Annotated in this window: 16 protein-coding genes; 10 read left to right on the forward strand and 6 right to left on the reverse strand. The window is 67.3% G+C overall.

What is annotated here, in order from left to right:
• The first annotated feature begins 448 nt into the window (after window positions 1-448).
• Entirely contained in the window at window positions 449-2,416 is a 1,968-nt protein-coding gene (locus tag LPA45_RS12425; RefSeq protein WP_367394576.1) for a DEAD/DEAH box helicase, read from the forward strand.
• Window positions 2,417-2,510: 94 nt separating this feature from the next.
• Here the strand turns inward: LPA45_RS12425 and LPA45_RS12430 are convergent, their stop codons facing one another.
• The gene (locus LPA45_RS12430; RefSeq protein WP_116320893.1) at window positions 2,511-3,770 is read right to left on the reverse strand and encodes an SUMF1/EgtB/PvdO family nonheme iron enzyme; all 1,260 of its coding nucleotides are present in this window, start codon (window positions 3,768-3,770) and stop codon (window positions 2,511-2,513) included.
• Between the two features lie 136 nt (window positions 3,771-3,906).
• Complete coding sequence (gene egtD, locus LPA45_RS12435; RefSeq protein WP_317924170.1) at window positions 3,907-5,013, reverse strand: L-histidine N(alpha)-methyltransferase; 1,107 nt, start codon at window positions 5,011-5,013, stop codon at window positions 3,907-3,909.
• Between the two features lie 527 nt (window positions 5,014-5,540).
• Between egtD and LPA45_RS12440 the strand changes: the two genes are divergently transcribed.
• The 4 genes from LPA45_RS12440 to ilvA all read left to right on the forward strand — a co-directional run bounded on the left by LPA45_RS12440 (window position 5,541) and on the right by ilvA (window position 9,492).
• Window positions 5,541-6,245, forward strand: a complete 705-nt coding sequence (locus LPA45_RS12440; protein WP_116320891.1) for a TerC family protein — start codon at window positions 5,541-5,543, stop codon at window positions 6,243-6,245.
• Between the two features lie 133 nt (window positions 6,246-6,378).
• A complete protein-coding gene (locus LPA45_RS12445; protein ID WP_116320890.1) occupies window positions 6,379-7,173 on the forward strand; it encodes a thymidylate synthase in 795 nt (264 codons plus the stop codon).
• The gene (locus LPA45_RS12450) at window positions 7,170-7,670 is read left to right on the forward strand and encodes a dihydrofolate reductase (protein ID WP_116320889.1); all 501 of its coding nucleotides are present in this window, start codon (window positions 7,170-7,172) and stop codon (window positions 7,668-7,670) included. Before LPA45_RS12445 ends, LPA45_RS12450 begins: the two co-directional genes overlap by 4 nt.
• Window positions 7,671-7,884: 214 nt before the next feature.
• On the forward strand, window positions 7,885-9,492 hold the full coding sequence (ilvA, locus tag LPA45_RS12455; protein ID WP_367394577.1) for a threonine ammonia-lyase, biosynthetic: 1,608 nt from the start codon (window positions 7,885-7,887) through the stop codon (window positions 9,490-9,492).
• 72 nt (window positions 9,493-9,564) lie between these two features.
• On the opposite strand, the gene pmbA is transcribed toward ilvA, so the two are convergent.
• Window positions 9,565-10,932 carry a metalloprotease PmbA gene (gene pmbA / locus LPA45_RS12460; RefSeq protein ID WP_116320887.1) on the reverse strand — a complete coding sequence of 456 codons (1,368 nt, stop codon included), beginning with the start codon at window positions 10,930-10,932 and terminating at the stop codon, window positions 9,565-9,567.
• A gap of 57 nt (window positions 10,933-10,989) precedes the next feature.
• Between pmbA and yjgA the strand changes: the two genes are divergently transcribed.
• Both yjgA and mog read left to right on the forward strand, forming a co-directional pair.
• A complete protein-coding gene (yjgA, locus tag LPA45_RS12465) occupies window positions 10,990-11,604 on the forward strand; it encodes a ribosome biogenesis factor YjgA (protein ID WP_116320886.1) in 615 nt (204 codons plus the stop codon).
• The gene (gene mog, locus LPA45_RS12470) at window positions 11,601-12,248 is read left to right on the forward strand and encodes a molybdopterin adenylyltransferase (protein WP_116320885.1); all 648 of its coding nucleotides are present in this window, start codon (window positions 11,601-11,603) and stop codon (window positions 12,246-12,248) included. The genes yjgA and mog overlap by 4 nt, the downstream gene beginning before the upstream one ends.
• Before the next feature lie 50 nt (window positions 12,249-12,298).
• Here the strand turns inward: mog and LPA45_RS12475 are convergent, their stop codons facing one another.
• Window positions 12,299-13,180, reverse strand: coding sequence for an AEC family transporter (locus tag LPA45_RS12475; RefSeq protein ID WP_116320884.1), 882 nt, complete (start codon window positions 13,178-13,180; stop codon window positions 12,299-12,301).
• A gap of 96 nt (window positions 13,181-13,276) precedes the next feature.
• Window positions 13,277-13,915 carry an oligoribonuclease gene (orn, locus tag LPA45_RS12480; protein ID WP_116320883.1) on the reverse strand — a complete coding sequence of 213 codons (639 nt, stop codon included), beginning with the start codon at window positions 13,913-13,915 and terminating at the stop codon, window positions 13,277-13,279.
• A 96-nt stretch (window positions 13,916-14,011) separates the two neighbouring features.
• On the opposite strand from orn, the gene LPA45_RS12485 reads away from it, so the two are divergent.
• From LPA45_RS12485 to LPA45_RS12495, 3 genes are all read left to right on the forward strand, one after another.
• Entirely contained in the window at window positions 14,012-15,259 is a 1,248-nt protein-coding gene (locus LPA45_RS12485) for a M48 family metallopeptidase (protein WP_116320882.1), read from the forward strand.
• Window positions 15,256-16,224 carry a ribosome small subunit-dependent GTPase A gene (gene rsgA, locus LPA45_RS12490; protein ID WP_116320881.1) on the forward strand — a complete coding sequence of 323 codons (969 nt, stop codon included), beginning with the start codon at window positions 15,256-15,258 and terminating at the stop codon, window positions 16,222-16,224. The genes LPA45_RS12485 and rsgA overlap by 4 nt, the downstream gene beginning before the upstream one ends.
• Before the next feature lie 65 nt (window positions 16,225-16,289).
• Window positions 16,290-16,595, forward strand: coding sequence for a putative signal transducing protein (locus LPA45_RS12495; RefSeq protein ID WP_116320880.1), 306 nt, complete (start codon window positions 16,290-16,292; stop codon window positions 16,593-16,595).
• Window positions 16,596-16,625: 30 nt separating this feature from the next.
• Here LPA45_RS12495 and LPA45_RS12500 read toward each other — a convergent pair whose 3' ends face one another.
• Window positions 16,626-17,618, reverse strand: coding sequence for a CobD/CbiB family protein (locus tag LPA45_RS12500; protein ID WP_116320879.1), 993 nt, complete (start codon window positions 17,616-17,618; stop codon window positions 16,626-16,628).
• Window positions 17,619-17,653 lie beyond the last annotated feature (35 nt).

A 17,653-nucleotide genomic window follows, 5' to 3' on the forward strand; every position in this document is an offset into this window, starting at 1 on the left:
ACATATCTGGTTACATTTTCGCAGTGCAACAAAAATTCCCCACTCTGCTATAATCCGCGCCGTGAGTTTCGCAACTGTGAGATCCGCCAACCGCCCGGCACCGGCTTCACCTCAATGCCGCGGCGAATCCGCTGCCCTCCCATGCTCTGTTTCCTCGCTGCCGGACGCCTAGTTGTTGTTTGCGCCAGCCGCCCAGCAGAACGCACCGCTCACCTGACGTCGCCTCGTCTCCGATCCTGTTGAACAGCCTGAAACCTGAGCTGTTTGCCTGCCAGGGACATGGCCGGACCGCCTAGCGGAACCAGCCAACGCCCTGCCTGCCGCCGTACTGCCAGCTGTGTCTGTCGTAACGGCCTCACCGATTGGCGCCGAAGCCTTTTTAAGACTTTGCACTGCGCCCACCCCATTCTGCGTTCGGGGTGCCATGCATTTATTTGACCATTACGACATGACCCAGCACGACATTCGTGCGGAGCAAGCTATTGCCTCCGCGACCGACGCTTCGATCACTTCCGACGCTGCCCAGATTATCGAGAGCCCGCTCGACAAGCTCGACGCCATGCTCAACGGCAACCCGGCAGCCGAAGCTGCGGCCGCCACTGAAACCACTCCGACTGAAAGCGGCTTTGCCAAGCTTGGCCTCGACGCGGCCATCCTGCGCGCGCTTTCCGAACTGAACTACAACACGCCGACCCCGGTGCAGGCGCAGGCCATCCCCGCCTTCCTGGCCGGCCGCGACCTGCTGGTGTCGAGCCAGACCGGCTCGGGCAAGACCGCCGCATTCATGCTGCCCGCGATTCAGCGCATCAGCGAAATGCCGGCGCCGCAGCGCTCGACCGAACCCGCCAAGCGCATGAAGGGCAAGCGCCCCCGTCCGTCGCCGGCCCAGCCCGCACTGCTGGTGCTGACCCCGACGCGCGAACTGGCGCTGCAAGTGACCGAAGCCGCCGCCAAGTACGGCCGCAACCTGCGCCGCATCGTCTGCGCCAGCATCCTGGGCGGCATGCCCTACCCCAAGCAGCTGGCCGCGCTGTCCAAGATGCCTGACATCCTGGTGGCGACGCCGGGCCGCCTGCTCGACCATATCGACGCCGGCCGCATCGACCTGTCGGCACTGCAGATGCTGGTGTTCGACGAGGCCGACCGCATGCTCGACATGGGCTTTGCCGACGACATCGACGCCATCGTCAACGCCACCCCGGCTTCGCGCCAGACGCTGATGTTCTCGGCCACGCTGGATGCGCGCATCGCCCAGCTCGCCTCGCGCCAGCTGAAGGATCCGCAACGCATCGAGATCGCCGCGGCCCGCGCCGACCAGAGCCATATCGAGCAGCGCCTGCACTACACCGACGACATGTCGCACAAGGAGCGCCTGCTCGACCACCTGCTGCGCGACGCCGGTCTCAAGCAGGCGATCGTCTTCACCGCGACCAAGCGCGATGCCGACTCGCTGGCCGAGCGCCTGTCCGACACCGGCTTCGCCGCCGGCGCACTGCACGGCGATATGACCCAGGGCGCGCGCAACCGCACGCTGACCGCACTGCGCCGCGGCAACCTGCGCATCCTGGTGGCCACCGACGTTGCCGCGCGCGGCATCGACGTGCCCGACATCACCCACGTGGTGAACTTCGACCTGCCCAAGCAGGCCGAGGACTATGTGCACCGCATCGGCCGTACCGGCCGCGCGGGCCGCTCGGGTATCGCCATCAACCTGGTCAACCACGGCGACGTGTTCCAGTGGCGCCGCATCGAGCGCTTTACCAACCAGCGCGTCGACGCGTCGGTGATCGAAGGCCTTGAGCCGCGCCGCTCGCCCAAGCCGCGCTCGAACTTCGGCGGCAAGCCGGGCGGCCGCGGTGATTCCCGTGGCAACGGCGGCGGCTACCGTGGCGGCGAGCGCAGCTTCGGCGACCGCAAGTTTGGCGGCAACGGCGGCGAGCGCAGCTTTGGCGACCGCAAGTTCGGCGGTGAAAGCCGCGGCTTCGGCAACCGCACGGAAGGCGCGCGCCCGTTCGGCGACGACAACCGCGGCGGCTTCGGCAACCGTGAGGGTGGCTACCGTGGCCAGGGCGGCAATGGTGGTAACGGCGGCTACCGCGGCGCGAATGATGGCGCCCGTGGTTTCGGCAACCGTGAAGGCGGCCGCAGCTTCGGCGACGAGAACCGCGGCGGCTTCGGCAACCGCGACGGCGCCCGCAGCTTCGGCGACGAGAATCGCGGCGGCTTCGGCAACCGCGATGGCACCCGCAGCTTCGGCGACGGCAACCGCAACAGCGGCGGCTACCGTGGCAACGGCGAAGGCCGCAGCTTCGGCAACCGTGACGGCAACCGCGGCTTTGGCGGCGGCTTCGGTGGCAATGGCGGCAATGGCGGCAATGGCGGCAACCGCAACAGCCGCTCGCGCTACGAGCGCTGATCGGCCGGTGCGCTGAGCGCACCTTGCCTCCAGCAGCAAAAAGGGCACCCACGGGTGCCCTTTTTGCATGCGCGCGTGGAGACGCTGGAGCGCGCTACAGCGCGCAGGTACGGAACCCGACGAACGCCAGGTCATCCTCCGGCAGCAGTGCCCAGCGCGCCCGCGCATGGCGCAGCCGCGACGGGCTGGCGAACGATACGCCGCGCACCGCCTGGTGCGTGCCGAAGCGGCCGACAAACTCGCCGTCCGACGGCGCCGCGGTGAAGCCCGCATAGGGCTCGTACGGCGTCGCTGTCCACTCGCGCAAGGCCCCCCACTGCAGCCCGCGGTTTTGTGTGGCCGCGAGCTCCCATTCCGATTCCGCCGGCAGACGCCGGCCGGCCCAGCTACACCACGCCTGCGCTTCGAACAGCGTCACGTGGCGCACCGCCTCGTCAGGGTTGAGCGTGCGCAGCGTACCGAAGCGCTCCATCATCCATTGGCGCGACTCCGGGTGGCGCGACCAGTAGCGCGGAACCGAGCGCTCCTGCGTCATCAGCCACTGGCGGCCCGACACCGACCACCACGCGGGCCGCTCGTAGCCACCGTCTTCGATGAATTCCAGGAACTGCGCGTTGCTGACGGGCGCGACATCCATCTCGAAGGCCGGCACATAAGTAGGTTGCGGCGGCAGTTCGTCGGGCCAGGCGAACCCGTCCGCCTCGCACCAGCCCAGCGTGAAGCGCCCGCCCGGGAACTGCAGCGTGCCGCCCTGCCCCGCCGGCCGGGCGCTGCCGAGGGCAGGCGCAGATTCCGTGGGCGCCATGCCCAGCGCCTGCAGCAGCGCGGCCAGCCCCTCGCCTTGCGCATCTTCATGGAGCAGCGCGCGGCGGTACGGATACAGGGTCAGGTCGCTGTCGTCGGGCAACAGCGCTATCCGGCGCAGCACGCCGTCGAGCACATCGGCGGCATAGCGCTTGACCACGGCCACATCGGGCAGCGTGACTTCCCAGCGCTCATCGGGGCCGATGCGGTCGGGATCAAACCATTCATCGGCGCCGTCGAGCAGGGAAGGATCGGACGCCACCGGCACCGGCACCCCGCCGCGGTCGACCTGGCGCACGCCACGCAGGCACCACCACTCGGCATGCCAGGCGACATGACCCAGCGTCCACAATGGCGGATCGGCATCGTACTGGCGCGGCACGTCCCAGGCACGGCGGGTCTGGCCGAACGGGGCCAGCCACCCTAGCGTGCGGTTGCGCGTCTCGACCAGCGCCTGCGCCAGGCCTTCGCGCGGCAGCCGGCGCGGGTCGGACCATGCCGCCTTGCCGCCGGTGAAATAAAGATCGGGAAGCATGGGAAAGCCGCTCATCGGTAGATCCGCGCAGGGAAATGGGGTGGACAGGCAACGGCCGCATCGGCGTGAGGCCTGCAGCGCACGCCGGTGCGGCCATTATGACACCACCTTCCAGCCCTGCCCGGGCGCGGACCGGGACGACCGGCGGAACTCAGCCGCGCGCGTGGAACACCGCGAACCAGCCGCGCGGATCGGTCCAGCAGACCGGATCCTCGAAGCCCGCGGCTTCCAGCAGCAGGGCGAAGTCGGCCGGCTTGTACTTGTACGAGTCCTCGGTATGGATGCGCTCGCCCGTGCGGAACTCGCGCGCGCCACCTTCCCACTGCACACGCACGTCGCGGCACGCCTCCAGATGCATCTGGATGCGCGAAGCCTCGCGGTCGAAGCTGGCCACGTGGCGCCAGTCCGCCAGCACGAAGTCGGTGCCCACGATCCGGTTCACGTTGCGCAGCATGTTCCGGTTGAAGGCGGCCGTGACGCCCAGCGCATCGTCGTAAGCGGACACCAGCGCGTCCTCGTCCTTGTGCAGGTCGACGCCGATCAGCACGCCATCGCCCCGCCCCGCCGCGCCGCGCATCCGCTGCAGCAGCGCCAGCGCTTCCATCGGGGAGAAATTGCCGATGCTCGAGCCGGGGTAGAAGAACAGCCGCCGGCCGCGCCTGACGTTGCGCGGCAGGTCGAACGGTGCGCACAGGTCGGCGCCCAACCCCAGCATCGGGATGCCAGGATGTTGCTGCTGGAGCGATGACAGCGTCGCACACAGGAAGTCGACCGAGATATCCAGTGCCACGTACTGCGCCGGCCGCAGGCTGCCGAACAGGCGCGCCGCCTTCTCGCAGTTGCCGGCGCCCAGGTCCACCAGCACGCAGCCGCTGCCGGCCCGTGCCGCGATGGCGGGGGCGGCGCTGGCAAAGATGGCCGCCTCGGTGCGCGTCGGGTAGTACTCGGGCAGGTCGGTGATGGCCTCGAACAGGCGCGAGCCGAGCACGTCGTAGAAGAACTTGGGACTGATCGCCGCCGGCTCGGCGCACAGCCCGGCCAGCACCTGCTGGCGCAGGGCGCCGCTCTCCTCGCGATACTGCTGCACGAACTCGGGCTGTGGCGGCGGGCGGTGCGCATGGCCGTTGGCCAGCGCCACCAGTGCGGGCTGGGCGCCGGGCGCTGGCGACACGGCATGGCCGTTATGGTGGTGGTTGCGGGAAAGATTCTGGGGGATGGATTGCGGGGAGGCGTTCGGCGGGTTCGGGACAGCCGGCATGACGTTTCCTTGTGTGGTCGCGAATGGTCACTGCTTCACTGCGTATTCCCCAAGGCCGCGCGGTGGATGTCGTGCGCGCCGGTCTCTGCAACCCGCCCCTGTGCTGTCCGGGGCGCATCAGGCGGAGCCGAGCTTCAAGGATAGGACCATCCGGCGGATTGCGCACCGTTGCATGCCCGGACGGGCACGATGCGGCACACGCCGCAGCTTTAGTCGGTATCTCCCCCAATGTGCCACTCCAGCAACAGTTCGTTTATAATCCCGCCCAGCGCGGCCTCAGCGGCCCGCGACCTTCAAAGGGGAGTAGCTCCGGGGCCTGAAGCCCTTAGCACAATCGTCATTCCGGGATCCACGTCCCCGGTTGTGCTGACCGCCGGCGCGCATACCGCGCCTGTGGTCGAGCAAGACCTTTGCAACCTGGACTTCATGGTTTGCAAAGGCGCCCCCACGCTCCCGTGCTCCGCGAATCCAGGCGAACCAACGTTAGACGTGCGCATTAGCGCTGTTATGTACCCTGAGGAGAGTTCATGGAGTGGTTTACCGATCTGTTCACGATGCAGTTCCTGACGGCCCTGCTGTCGATCGTCGTCATTGACCTGGTGCTGGCCGGCGACAATGCCATCGTGATCGCACTGGCGGCACGCAACCTGCCCCCGCACCTGCAAAAGAAGGCCATCATCTGGGGCACCATCGGTGCCGTGGTGGTGCGTTCGGCCATGACGATCGGCGTGGTCTGGCTGCTGAAGATCCCCGGGCTGCTGCTGGTCGGTGGCCTGGCGCTGGTTTGGATCGCCTACAAGCTGCTCTCCGACGAAAGCGGCGAAGAAGGGCACGGCTCGGGCGCCGCGACCCTGTGGGGCGCGATGAAGACCATCATCATCGCCGACGCGGTGATGGGCGTTGACAACGTGCTGGCCGTGGCCGGCGCCGCGCACGGCAGCTTCCTGCTGGTGGTGCTGGGCCTGCTGATCAGCATCCCCATCGTGGTGTGGGGCTCGAGCCTGGTGCTCAAGCTGATGTCCCGCTTCCCGGCCATCATCTACGTGGGCGCGGGCGTGCTGGCGTTCACCGCGGTCAAGATGATCGTGCACGAGCCGCTGGTCAAGGCCTTCTTCGAGGCCAACCCGGTGGTCAACTGGGGCCTGTATGTGCTGATCATCGGCGGCGTACTCGGTGGCGGCTACCTGGTGCAGAAGCGCCGCGTGCAGCAAGAGCCGGCCGGCAGCCACTAAGGCTTGCCGCCGCGCCAGGGCCGCGAGCCCTGGACCACCTGCGAGAAGGGCTGCCCGAGGGGGCGGCCCTTCTTGCTTTAAAATGCCTGCTTTGCGGGTCCAGCGCCCGCGTCACATCCCCTGCCCCGCGCCGATGAAACAGTATCTCGACTTCATGCGCCATGTGTACCAGCATGGCACCGACAAGGCCGACCGCACCGGCACCGGCACGCGCTCGGTGTTCGGCTACCAGATGCGCTTCGACCTGCGCGAAGGCTTTCCGGTGGTCACCACCAAGAAGCTCCACCTGAAGTCCATCATCCTCGAACTGCTGTGGTTCCTGCAGGGCTCGACCAACGTGCGCTGGCTACAGGAAAACGGCGTCAGCATCTGGGACGAATGGGCCGACGAGAATGGCGAACTGGGCCCGGTGTACGGCTCGCAGTGGCGCTCGTGGCCCGCGCCGGACGGCCGCCATATAGACCAGATCACCGACCTGATGGCGCAGATCCGCGCCAACCCGGACTCGCGCCGGCTGATCGTGTCGGCCTGGAACGTGGCCGATATCCCACGCATGAAGCTGCCGCCCTGCCACGCGTTCTTCCAGTTCTACGTGGCCGACGGCAAGCTGTCGTGCCAGCTGTACCAGCGCAGCGCTGACATCTTCCTTGGCGTGCCGTTCAATATCGCCAGCTATGCGCTGCTGACGCACATGATCGCGCAGCAGGCCGGGCTGGAAGTGGGCGACTTCATCTGGACCGGCGGCGACTGCCATATCTACAACAATCACTTCGAGCAGGTGCAGACCCAGCTGGCGCGCGAGCCGCTGCCGCTGCCGCAGCTGAAGATCCTGCGCAAGCCCGACAGCATCTTCGACTACCGCTACGAAGACTTCCAGCTGGACGGCTACCAGTCGCACGCCGCCATCAAGGCACCGGTGGCCGTATGACGATCCTGACCCTGGTTGTCGCGAAGGCCCGCAACGGCACCATCGGCCGCGACAACACGCTGCCATGGCGCCTGCCGGAAGACCTCGCGCATTTCAAGCGCACCACCATGGGCGCGCCGGTGATCATGGGCCGCAAGACCTGGGACTCGATCGGCCGCCCGCTGCCCGGCCGGCGCAATATCGTGGTCAGCCGCAATCCGGACCTGCGCATCGAAGGCGCAGAGGTAGCAACGTCGCTGGAAGACGCGCAGCGCTTGTGCGTGGGCGTCGACCAGATCTTCCTGATCGGCGGCGCGCAGCTATATGCCGAGGCGATGCCTTGCGCCGACCGTCTGGTCGTGACCGAGATCGATGCCGACGTGGAAGGCGACGCCTTCTTCCCGCCCATCGACCGCACGCAATGGCTGGAAACCGCGCGCGAGACGCATCATTCCGAGGCCAACGGCTTCGACTATGCGTTTGTCACCTACGATCGGCCGCCTTCGGAAGAGTCTTGAGCCGATGCCGGCGGCATTGACAAATCCCGCCGCATCGCCCAAAGTCTGGCCCATGGACCGCCGTCGCTTCCCCATCGCGCGAATTATTCGCACCATTCTCCGAATGGTGGGTTAGCGCGCGTCCAGAACCAGTTTTCCGCAAACACCCGCCCTGCAGGCGGGTGTTTTGTTTTCCGGCTCCAGGGCAATCGACAACGAATCCCGGAGCCACCCCATGCAGGCCACTGCCGAAGCCACCGCCGAAGTCGCCACCCAAGTCGCCACCGAAGTCGCCACCTCAGCCGCGTCCGACCAGCACGACTACCTGAAGCGCATTCTGACCGCGCGCGTCTACGATGTGGCGCGCGAGACCGAACTGGACTTTGCCAGGCACCTGTCCGCGCGGCTGCACAACCAGGTCTACCTCAAGCGCGAAGACACCCAGCCGGTGTTCTCCTTCAAGCTGCGCGGCGCCTACAACAAGATGGCACACCTGAGCCCCGAGGCACTGCGGCGCGGCGTCATCACCGCCTCGGCGGGCAATCATGCGCAAGGCGTGGCGCTGTCCGCGGCGCGCCTCGGCGTGCGCGCGCTGATCGTAGTGCCGACCACGGCGCCGCAGGTCAAGGTCGATGCGGCGCGTGCGCACGGCGGTCCGACTGTCGAGGTGGTGCAGGCCGGCGACTCCTATACAGATGCCTACCGCCACGCGATGCAACTGCAGGCGGAACAAGGATTGACCTTTATCCCGGCATTCGACGACCCCGATGTCATAGCGGGCCAGGGCACGGTGGCGGCGGAAATCCTCAACACGCACCGCGGCCCCATCCACGCGATCTTCGTGCCGATCGGCGGCGGCAGCCTCGCCGCGGGCGTGGCCACCTACGTCAAGGCGGTGCGGCCGGAGATCAAGGTCATCGGCGTGCAGACCGAAGACTCATGCGCGATGGCGCAATCGGTCCGCGCGGGACGGCGCGTCGAACTGGAGGAAGTGGGACTGTTTTCGGACGGCACCGCGGTCAAGCTGGTCGGCGAAGAGACCTTCCGGCTGTGCCGCCGCTACCTGGACGAGATCGTCACCGTCGATACCGACGCGCTGTGCGCGGCGATCAAGGATGTCTTCGAGGACACCCGCAGCGTGCTGGAGCCCGCCGGCGCGCTGGCGGTAGCCGCGGCCAAGCAGTATGCGGCGCGCGAGGGCCTGCGCAACCAGACACTGGTGGCGGTCACCTCCGGCGCCAATATCAACTTCGAGCGCATGCGTTTTGTCGCGGACCGCGCCGAGCTCGGCAATGCGCGCGAAGCCATGTTCGGCGTGACGCTGCCCGAGACCTGCGGCGCGTTCCGGCGCTTGTGCGCCCATTTGGGAGATCGGATGGGCGACCGGCAGATCAGCGAATTCACCTACCGCATTGCCGATGCGAAGACCGCGCACGTCTTTGTCGGCATGCAGCTGCGCGCACCCGGCGAGGCGGCAGAGATCCTGGACACGCTGCACGCCGATGGCTTCCCGTCAATCGACCTGACCGCCGACGAGGTGGCCAAGGAACATGTCCGGCATATGATCGGCGGCCGCTCGCCGCTGGCGCGCGGCGAGCGCTTGTTCCGCTTTGAATTCCCCGAGAAGCCGGGAGCATTGATGGCCTTCCTGTCGGCGCTGGCGCCGGACTGGAACATCAGCCTGTTCCACTACCGGAACCAGGGCGGCGATACGGGCTCGGTGCTGGCCGGCATCCAGGTGGCCGACGGCCAGGCGCAGGCGTTCCGCGAGCGGCTGGCCACGCTGGGCTATCCGTGGCAGGAAGTCAGCGACAACGCGGCTTACCGCATGTTCCTCGCATAATTCGTGGCGTAGTTCGTGGCATAAACGAAAACGAGCCGCCCGAAGGCGGCTCGCGCATCTGTCAGTCTCTGATCAGTTGCCGGCGATGGTCATCTGCTCGATCAGGATCGAGCCGGTTTCCTTGGTGCCGCGGATCAGCGAATCGGCGCCGATGGCGACGATCTGCTGGAACATTTCGGCCATATTGCCGGCGATGGTGATTTCCTCCACCGGGTACTGGATCACGCCGTTCTCGACCCAGTAGCCCGAGGCGCCGCGCGAATAATCGCCGGTCACGTAGTTGACGCCCTGCCCCATCAGCTCGGTCACCAGCAGGCCGGTGCCGAGCTTGCGCAGCATCGCCGGGAAGTCGTCGCCGGGCTCGGTCAGGTTGCTGTGCAGCGTCAGGTTGTGCGAGCCGCCGGCGTTGCCGGTGGTCTGCATGCCGAGCTTGCGCGCCGAATACGTCGACAGGAAGTAGCCCTGCACCACGCCGTCGAGGACTACGTCGCGCTCGCGCGTGCGCACGCCTTCCTCATCGAACGGGGCGCTGCCCATCGCGCCCGGGGTGTGCGGCTGCTCGTGGATCTGCACGTGCGGCGCGAACACGGCCTTGCCCAGCGTATCGCACAGGAAGGTGGACTTGCGGTACAGCGCGCCGCCCGACACCGCCTGCACGAAGGCGCCGAGCAGGCCGGCGGCCAGCGGCGCCTCGAACAGCACCGGGCAGCGGCGCGTGGACAGCTTGCGCGACTGCAGCCGCGCCAGCGCGCGCTCGGCGGCATAGCGGCCGATGTCCTCGGGGTTGGCCAGTGCCAGCGGCGAGCGCTTGGACGAGTACCAGTCATCGCGCTGCATGCCACTGCCGCTGCCGGCGATCGGCGCGCACGAGATGAAATGGCGCGAATACGGATAGCCGCCCGAGAAACCACGCGTGGTTGCCAGCACGAACTGCGAATGCTGCGCCGACACGCTGGCACCGTCGCTGTTGCGGATGCGCGGCGACACCGCGAAGGCGGCGGCCTCAGCGCGGGTGGCGATATCGATGGCGGCCTCGGCATCGATGGCCCAGGGATGGAACAGGTCCAGGTCCTGCGGCGAGCGCTCCAGCAGTTGTTCCTCGGCCAGGCCCGCGCACTCGTCTTCCGCGGTGAAGCGGGCGATGTTGTAGGCCGCCTCGGCGGTGGCGCGCAGCGCGGCCGGCGAGAAGTCCGAGGTGCTGGCGTTGCCGCGGCGCTTGCCGATCATCACCGTGACGCCGACCACCTTGTCGCGGTTCTGCTCGATGGTTTCCACCTGCCCCTTGCGCACCGATACGGACAGGCCGCTGCCTTCGGAGATCTCCGTGGCAGCGTCCGTCGCGCCCAGCTCGCGTGCCACACGCAGCACATCGGCGGCCATCTCGCTGAGCTGGGCCTGGGTGTAGGTGAAATGCGCGGTCTGTTCTGCGATCTGGTCCATGTGGGATCCGTGCCTGGGGGTCATCAAAAGTCCAAGGGGCAATCATAGCAAGATAAAATGCCGGTCATGACGCGAAATTCCCGTAATTCCCAAGGCTCGCGCTTCCCCGGCGCATTCTCGCCGGAGCCCGAAGACGACGAACCAAAAAGCAAGTCGCAGCGCAAGCGCGACATGACCGCCCTGCAGGATCTTGGCGCCGAGCTGGAAAGCCTGGCCAAGGACCGGCTGGCGCGCGTGCCCATGCCCGAAGCGCTGGCCGACGCCATCCACCAGGCGCGCCGCATCACCAGCCATGAAGGCAAGCGCCGCCAGATGCAGTTCGTGGGCAAGGTCATGCGCGGCCTCGACGACGACGAGGTCGAGGCGATCCGCGCGGCGCTGGAAGGCTTCAAGGGCACCAGCAAGGCCGAAACCGCGCGCATGCACCTGATCGAACGCTGGCGCGAGCTGCTGCTCGCCGATGACGCGGCGCTGACGCGGTTTCTCGGCGAGCACCCGGTCGCCGACGTCCAGTCGCTGCGCAATATCATCCGCAACGCACGCAAGGAGAAGGAGCAGGCCAGGCCGCCGCGCTACTTCCGCGAACTGTTCCAGGCCATCAAGGCAGCGCTCGACGCCAAGGACGGCGCTGCATCCAGCGACGCAGCCCCTTCCCCGGAGCCCGAGGCATGACCCAGACCACGCAGTCCACGCAGCCGGTGTCCCGCAACCATCCCGACGAACTCGTCGTCGGCTTCGTCTCGATCTCGGACCGCGCCTCGGCCGGCACCTACCAGGACGAAGGCATCCCGGCGCTGCGCGAGTGGTTTGGGCGCACGCTGACCTCGCCGTGGCAGGCGGTGGAGCGGCTGATTCCCGATGAGCAGGCGCAGATCTCGCGTACGCTGATCGAGCTGGTGGACGTGGCTGGCTGCGACCTGGTGCTGACCACCGGCGGCACCGGGCCGGCGCGGCGCGATGTCACGCCGGAGGCCACGCTGGCGGTGGCCACCAAGGAAATGCCGGGCTTCGGCGAGCAGATGCGGCAAGTGAGCCTGCACTTCGTGCCGACCGCGATCCTGTCGCGCCAGGTGGCGGTGATCCGCGAGACCGCCAGCCGCGCCGCGCTGATCGTCAACCTGCCCGGCCAGCCGCGCGCCATCCGCGAGACGCTGGAAGGCTTGCGCGATGCCGACGGCAAGCCGGTCGTGCAAGGCATCTTTGCTGCGGTGCCGTATTGCATCGACCTGATCGGCGGCCCTTACATGGAAACCGACGAGGCCGTGGTAAAGGCCTGGCGGCCGAAGAACGCGGTGCGCGCCAAGCCCGCGGCGTAAGTCAAGGATGCTGCCGCCGGCGCCTGCCGGCGGCAGCCCTCTCCTGCGCTTCAGCGCAATCCCAGGTACAACCCCACCGGCACGAACACCACCGCGGCAATGTTGCCGAGCAGCACGATCGACGCCACCTGGTCGGGCTCCTGCCGGAAATGGTCGGCAATCAGGAAATTCAGCACCGCCGGCGGCAGCGCTGCGAATACGAACAGCAGCCCGCGCTGCAGTTCCGTCAACGGCACCCACTGCGCCAGCACCAGCGCCACCGCGATCCCCGTCAGCGGGCATGCCGCCGCGCCCACCACCCCCATGCCCCAGTTGCGCAGGCTCACGTCCTTCATCCGCACGCCCAGCGCGAACAGCATCAGCGGCACGGTGGCATCGCCCAGCAGCTTGATGGACTGGTAGACCGGGTCCGGCAACGTGAACCAGGGACGCGCCAGCGACAGCCCGACGCCGGCCACCGTGGCCAGCACCATCGGGTTACGCGCGATCTGCGCCATCGACGCATGCCGGTTGACGATCTTCAGGCCGAGGGTGAAGTGCATCAGGTTTGACGCCGCGAACAGCGCCACCGCCGGCGCCAGCCCGGCGTGGCCAAAGGCAAAGACCGACAGCGGCAAACCCATGTTCCCGCAGTTGTTGAACATCATCGGCGGCACGAAGGTGCGCGGATCGACCTTGAGCAGCCGCGCCGCCCCCCACGCCAGCACGCCGGAACCCAGCACCACCGCCACCGCGCAGACCAGCAGCACCAGTTGGTCGGCCAGCACGAACTCCTTGCTGACGAAGGCCGACACCACCAGCAGCGGCGCGATCACATCGAGCGTGGCGCGGTTGATGCCGGCCATGTCCGGATGGGCCTTGCGCCCGTACAGCCACCCGACCAGGATGATCAGGATGACCGGCGTGATGATGGAAACGATGCGCTCGAACATAGCAGGCTCGACGGGAAGTGCCCGGGAGGGTGTCCCGGTCAGCGCGCGCCCCGTCGGTGGTGGTTGGTTGTTGTTATCGGAGGCCGGGAACCCGGCTTATTGCGCGGGCGTGTCGGCAGCCGGGGTGTCAGCAGCCGGAGTATCGGCAGCCGGGGCGCCCGGCGGCGTGTGACGGATAAAGTGCGTGCGGTAGTAGCGCAGCTCTTCCACCGACTCCAGGATGTCGGCCAGCGCCGTGTGCAGCTGGCGCTTGACGAAGCCCTTGTGGATGACCGGCTCCCAGCGCTTGCACAGTTCCTTGAGCGTGGACACGTCCAGGTTGCGGTAGTGGAAGAACGCCTCCAGCTTGGGCATGTAGCGTGCCATGAAGCGGCGGTCCTGGCAGATCGAGTTGCCGCACATAGGCGACTTGTTTGCGGGCACCCAGCGCTTGAGGAAGGCCAGCAGTTCGGCCTCGGCCTGTTCCTCGGTCAGCGTGGACGCCTTGACCTTGTCGATCAGGCCGGAGCGGCCGTGGGTGCCCTTGTTCCAGTTGTCCATGCCGTCGAGCACGGCATCGCTCTGGTGGATCACCAGCACCGGGCCTTCGGCCAGGATGTTGAGTTCGGAGTCGGTAATGACGACCGCCACCTCGATGATGCGGTCGGTATCCGGCTGCAAGCCGGTCATTTCCATGTCCAGCCAGATCAGGTTGTTTTCGCTTTTGACGGATTTGGCGGTGGCGTGGGTTGTCATCGGGACTGCGGAAAAAGGATTTCAGAAAGGCGGCCGCGGCGGAGGCGGACGCGAACAACTTATAATTCTCGCATATCCGTCCCAAGGCTCTTGCCGATGTTCACGATTGTCTTCCTCGCCGCGCTGGTGCTGATGGTGCTGACCAAGCTCTGGCTGGCCGCGCGCCAGGTGCGCCATGTGGCACAGCATCGCAACGCGGTGCCGGCGCGCTTTGCCGACACCATCACCCTCGCCTCGCACCAGAAAGCGGCCGACTACACCATCGCCCGCACCCGGCTGTCGATGCTCGAGGTGCTGGCCGGCGCCGCGGTGCTGATCGGCTTCACCATGCTGGGCGGGCTGCAGTGGCTCAACCAGCTCTGGCTGGAAACCTTCGGCCCCGGCTATGCATATGGCGTGGCGCTGGTGGCCAGCGTGGCGGTGATCGGCGGGCTGGTCGACCTGCCCTTCTCGCTCTACGGCCAGTTCGGCATCGAGGAGCGCTTCGGCTTCAACAAGATGACCTTCGGCCTGTGGCTGGCCGATATGGTCAAGATGCTGGCGGTCGCGAGCGTGCTGGGCCTGCCGCTGCTGCTGGCGGTGCTGTGGCTGATGGAGGGCGCCGGCTCGCTGTGGTGGCTGTGGACGTGGCTGGTGTGGATGGGTTTCAACCTGTTCCTGCTGGTGGTGTTCCCCACCTTTATCGCGCCGCTGTTCAACAAGTTCGAGCCGCTCAACGACGAATCGCTGCGCCAGCGCATCGAGGGCCTGATGCAGCGCTGCGGCTTTGCCAGCAAGGGCCTGTTCGTGATGGACGGGAGCAAGCGCAGCGCGCACGGCAATGCCTACTTCACCGGCTTCGGCGCGGCCAAGCGCATCGTCTTCTTCGACACGCTGCTGGCACGCCTGTCGGGCGACGAGATCGAGGCGGTGCTGGCGCACGAACTCGGCCACTTCAAGCGCCGCCACGTGGCCAAGCGCATCGTCGTCACCTTTGCACTGAGCCTGGTGTTCCTGGCGCTGCTGGGCTGGCTGGCCACCCGCACGTGGTTCTATACCGGCCTGGGCGTGGCGCCCAACCTGGGCGTATCCAACCACGCGCTGGCGCTGGTGCTGTTCTTCCTGACGCTGCCGGTGTTCACCTTCCTGCTCGGCCCGCTGTCGAGCCAGTCGTCGCGCCGCCATGAATTCGAGGCCGACGCCTTCGCCGCCGACCAGACCAATGCCGGCCACCTGGTGTCGGCACTCGTGAAGCTGTACAAGGACAACGCCTCGACGCTCACGCCCGACCCGCTCTACAGCGCCTTCTACTACTCGCATCCGCCCGCCGCGCAGCGGATCGACCGGTTGCTGGCGCACGCATGAGCCGCACCACGCGACACCGCACTGCCGGCGGCGCCAATACCGGCACAAGCACCGAACCCGCGCTGATCATCGCCGCGCACGGCCGCCACTACGTGGTCGAACTGGCCGACGGCACGCGCATGCATGCCTTCCCGCGCGGCAAGAAGAGCGACAGCGCCGTGGGCGACCACGTCGGCGTCGAGCGCGCCGCCGCGGACCAGTGCGTGATCACCAGGGTCTCGCCGCGCAAGAACCTGCTGCATCGCTCGGACCAGTTCAAGTCCAAGCTGCTGGCGGCCAATATCGACCAGGTCATCATCGTGCTGGCGACCGAGCCGGGCTTCTCCGAAGACCTGCTGGGCCGCGCGCTGGTGTCGGCCGAGGCGCTCGATATCCGGCCGCTGATCGTGCTCAACAAGACCGACCTGCCCGATCGGCTGGACGAGGCGCGCCGCCGCCTGGCGCTGTACGGCGAACTGGGCTACGACACGCTGGAGCTGTCGGTGCGCGCCAATCCGGAGCAGGCGCTGGATGCGCTGCAGCCGCGGCTGGCGGGGCTGTCCAGCATCCTGATCGGCCAGTCGGGCATGGGCAAGTCATCGCTGCTGAACCTGCTGATCCCCGGGGTGGACGCGCAGACGCGCGAGATCTCGGCCAAGCTCGATTCCGGCAAGCACACCACCACGTTCACGCGGCTGTACCACCTGCCGGCGGACTGGGGCACGGTCGACGGCCGCCTGGGCGCGCTGATCGATTCGCCCGGCTTCCAGGAATTCGGCCTGTACCACCTGAGCGAAGGCATGCTGGAACGCGCTTTCCCGGAGTTCCGGCCACGCCTGACCGAGTGCCGCTTCTACAACTGCCATCACACCAACGAACCCGGCTGCGGCGTGCTCGCCGCGGTGGCATCGGGCGAGATTGCCGAGCGCCGCCACCAGCTCTACGCGCAGTTGCTGCACGAATCCAGCCAGCAGAAGCCGTGGTGAGCCGGTGCTGAATCGCTACTGGCACCGTGGTAAGGTAAGTGCACCTGGGTAACCGGTGCGCCGCCATGAAACTGCTACTGTCAGCCACCTCTCTCGTCCACGCCGCCCATTGCCAGAACGTCCTGCGGGCGGCCGGCATCCGGGCGGAACTGCGCAATACCTGGCTGGGCGGCGCCACCGGTGAAATTCCGTTCCGGGAAAGCGCGCCGCAGGTCTGGCTGGTCGATGACGAGATGGAGGCGCAGGCGTGGGCCGCGCTCAATGCGGCGGCCAACCCGGTACCGGGTCCAAGCTGGCAATGCCGGCATTGCCACGAATGGCATGAGGCGCAATTCGGCGCCTGCTGGCGTTGTGGCGCGGCGCGCGACTAACGCCAGCGGCCGCTTTCACATACGCAGGTATCAGCCCACCCAGAGCGCCAGCGACAGCATGGCGAGCAGCAGCATCCACAGCACCACCGCGCGCCATACCAGGCCAACGGCGGACTGCAGCGTGCGCACGCCCGGCTCGGCACCGAATTCCGGCGCCGATGGCTCAGGACCGTTGTCTTCTTCCATGCCTGGCGCGTAGTCGATCGCCGGGCCGACCACGCTGGCGCGCAGCACCACGGTAGAGTCGTCCTCGGCCAGCGGCGTGCCCAGGCGCACGCCCAGTGCCCCGCCGCCGCTGGCAAGCAGGATGCCGTTGACCGCATCGTTCCACTTGCGCGCATGGTTGCGCCACGCGTACACCGCATCCTCGAAATTGCCGACGATGGCAAAGCCGATCGCGGTCAGGCGCGAGGGGATCCAGTCGAGCAGGTAGAACGCGCGCGCGGCGAAGCGGCCCAGCGCGGGGCTGCGTTCGGTCGACGGCTCGTTCCAGTGGCGGCCGAGGTATTCCGCGACGCGATACAGCACCACGCCGCCGGGACCGATCGGCACCAGGAACCAGAAGAACACGCCGAACACATGCCGGTGTACGGCGATGATCGCCGCTTCCAGCGTGTGCCGCACGATCTCGGTGACCGGCATCTCGACCGTGTCGATACCGGTCCACTCATGCAGCAGCGTGCGCGCGGTATGGACGTCGTCGCGGTTCAGTGCCTCGTGGATGTCGGTGAAGTAGTGGCTGAACTGGCGGAAGCCCAGCGTCATGTACAGCACCAGCACGTTCCAGGCGAGCGTCAGCGCCACGCTGATCGAAGCCAGCAGGTAATGCACCACGACCACGGCCAGCGTCAGCGGCAGTACGACGGTGAACCAGGCCAGCGCGGCATCGCGGGGGCGGCCGGTGTCGAAGGCGTGCTCGGCGCGGTCGCCCAGTGCGCGCACGATCTCGTAGATCGGGTTGTTGCGGCCCAGGGCGCGGAATTGCTCGGCGATCAGCGCTAGGAGAATAGAAACAAAGGTCATCTTGGTACGGGTGTTCCAAGGGGCGCGCCTGCCCG

It is taken from the genome of Cupriavidus sp. Agwp_2 (assembly GCF_040784895.1).
Taxonomy (GTDB): Bacteria; Pseudomonadota; Gammaproteobacteria; order Burkholderiales; family Burkholderiaceae; genus Cupriavidus.

Coding starts and splice junctions, on each gene's coding strand:
- LPA45_RS12445 (WP_116320890.1), top strand. CDS start 6,379: ATGAAACAGTATCTCGACTTCATGCGCCATGTGTACCAGCATGGCACC.
- pmbA (WP_116320887.1), bottom strand. CDS start 10,932: ATGGACCAGATCGCAGAACAGACCGCGCATTTCACCTACACCCAGGCC.
- LPA45_RS12500 (WP_116320879.1), bottom strand. CDS start 17,618: ATGACCTTTGTTTCTATTCTCCTAGCGCTGATCGCCGAGCAATTCCGC.
- LPA45_RS12430 (WP_116320893.1), bottom strand. CDS start 3,770: ATGAGCGGCTTTCCCATGCTTCCCGATCTTTATTTCACCGGCGGCAAG.
- LPA45_RS12440 (WP_116320891.1), top strand. CDS start 5,541: ATGGAGTGGTTTACCGATCTGTTCACGATGCAGTTCCTGACGGCCCTG.
- LPA45_RS12485 (WP_116320882.1), top strand. CDS start 14,012: ATGTTCACGATTGTCTTCCTCGCCGCGCTGGTGCTGATGGTGCTGACC.
- rsgA (WP_116320881.1), top strand. CDS start 15,256: ATGAGCCGCACCACGCGACACCGCACTGCCGGCGGCGCCAATACCGGC.
- LPA45_RS12450 (WP_116320889.1), top strand. CDS start 7,170: ATGACGATCCTGACCCTGGTTGTCGCGAAGGCCCGCAACGGCACCATC.
- LPA45_RS12425 (WP_367394576.1), top strand. CDS start 449: ATGACCCAGCACGACATTCGTGCGGAGCAAGCTATTGCCTCCGCGACC.
- orn (WP_116320883.1), bottom strand. CDS start 13,915: ATGACAACCCACGCCACCGCCAAATCCGTCAAAAGCGAAAACAACCTG.
- mog (WP_116320885.1), top strand. CDS start 11,601: ATGACCCAGACCACGCAGTCCACGCAGCCGGTGTCCCGCAACCATCCC.
- LPA45_RS12475 (WP_116320884.1), bottom strand. CDS start 13,180: ATGTTCGAGCGCATCGTTTCCATCATCACGCCGGTCATCCTGATCATC.
- LPA45_RS12495 (WP_116320880.1), top strand. CDS start 16,290: ATGAAACTGCTACTGTCAGCCACCTCTCTCGTCCACGCCGCCCATTGC.
- ilvA (WP_367394577.1), top strand. CDS start 7,885: ATGCAGGCCACTGCCGAAGCCACCGCCGAAGTCGCCACCCAAGTCGCC.
- egtD (WP_317924170.1), bottom strand. CDS start 5,013: ATGCCGGCTGTCCCGAACCCGCCGAACGCCTCCCCGCAATCCATCCCC.
- yjgA (WP_116320886.1), top strand. CDS start 10,990: ATGCCGGTCATGACGCGAAATTCCCGTAATTCCCAAGGCTCGCGCTTC.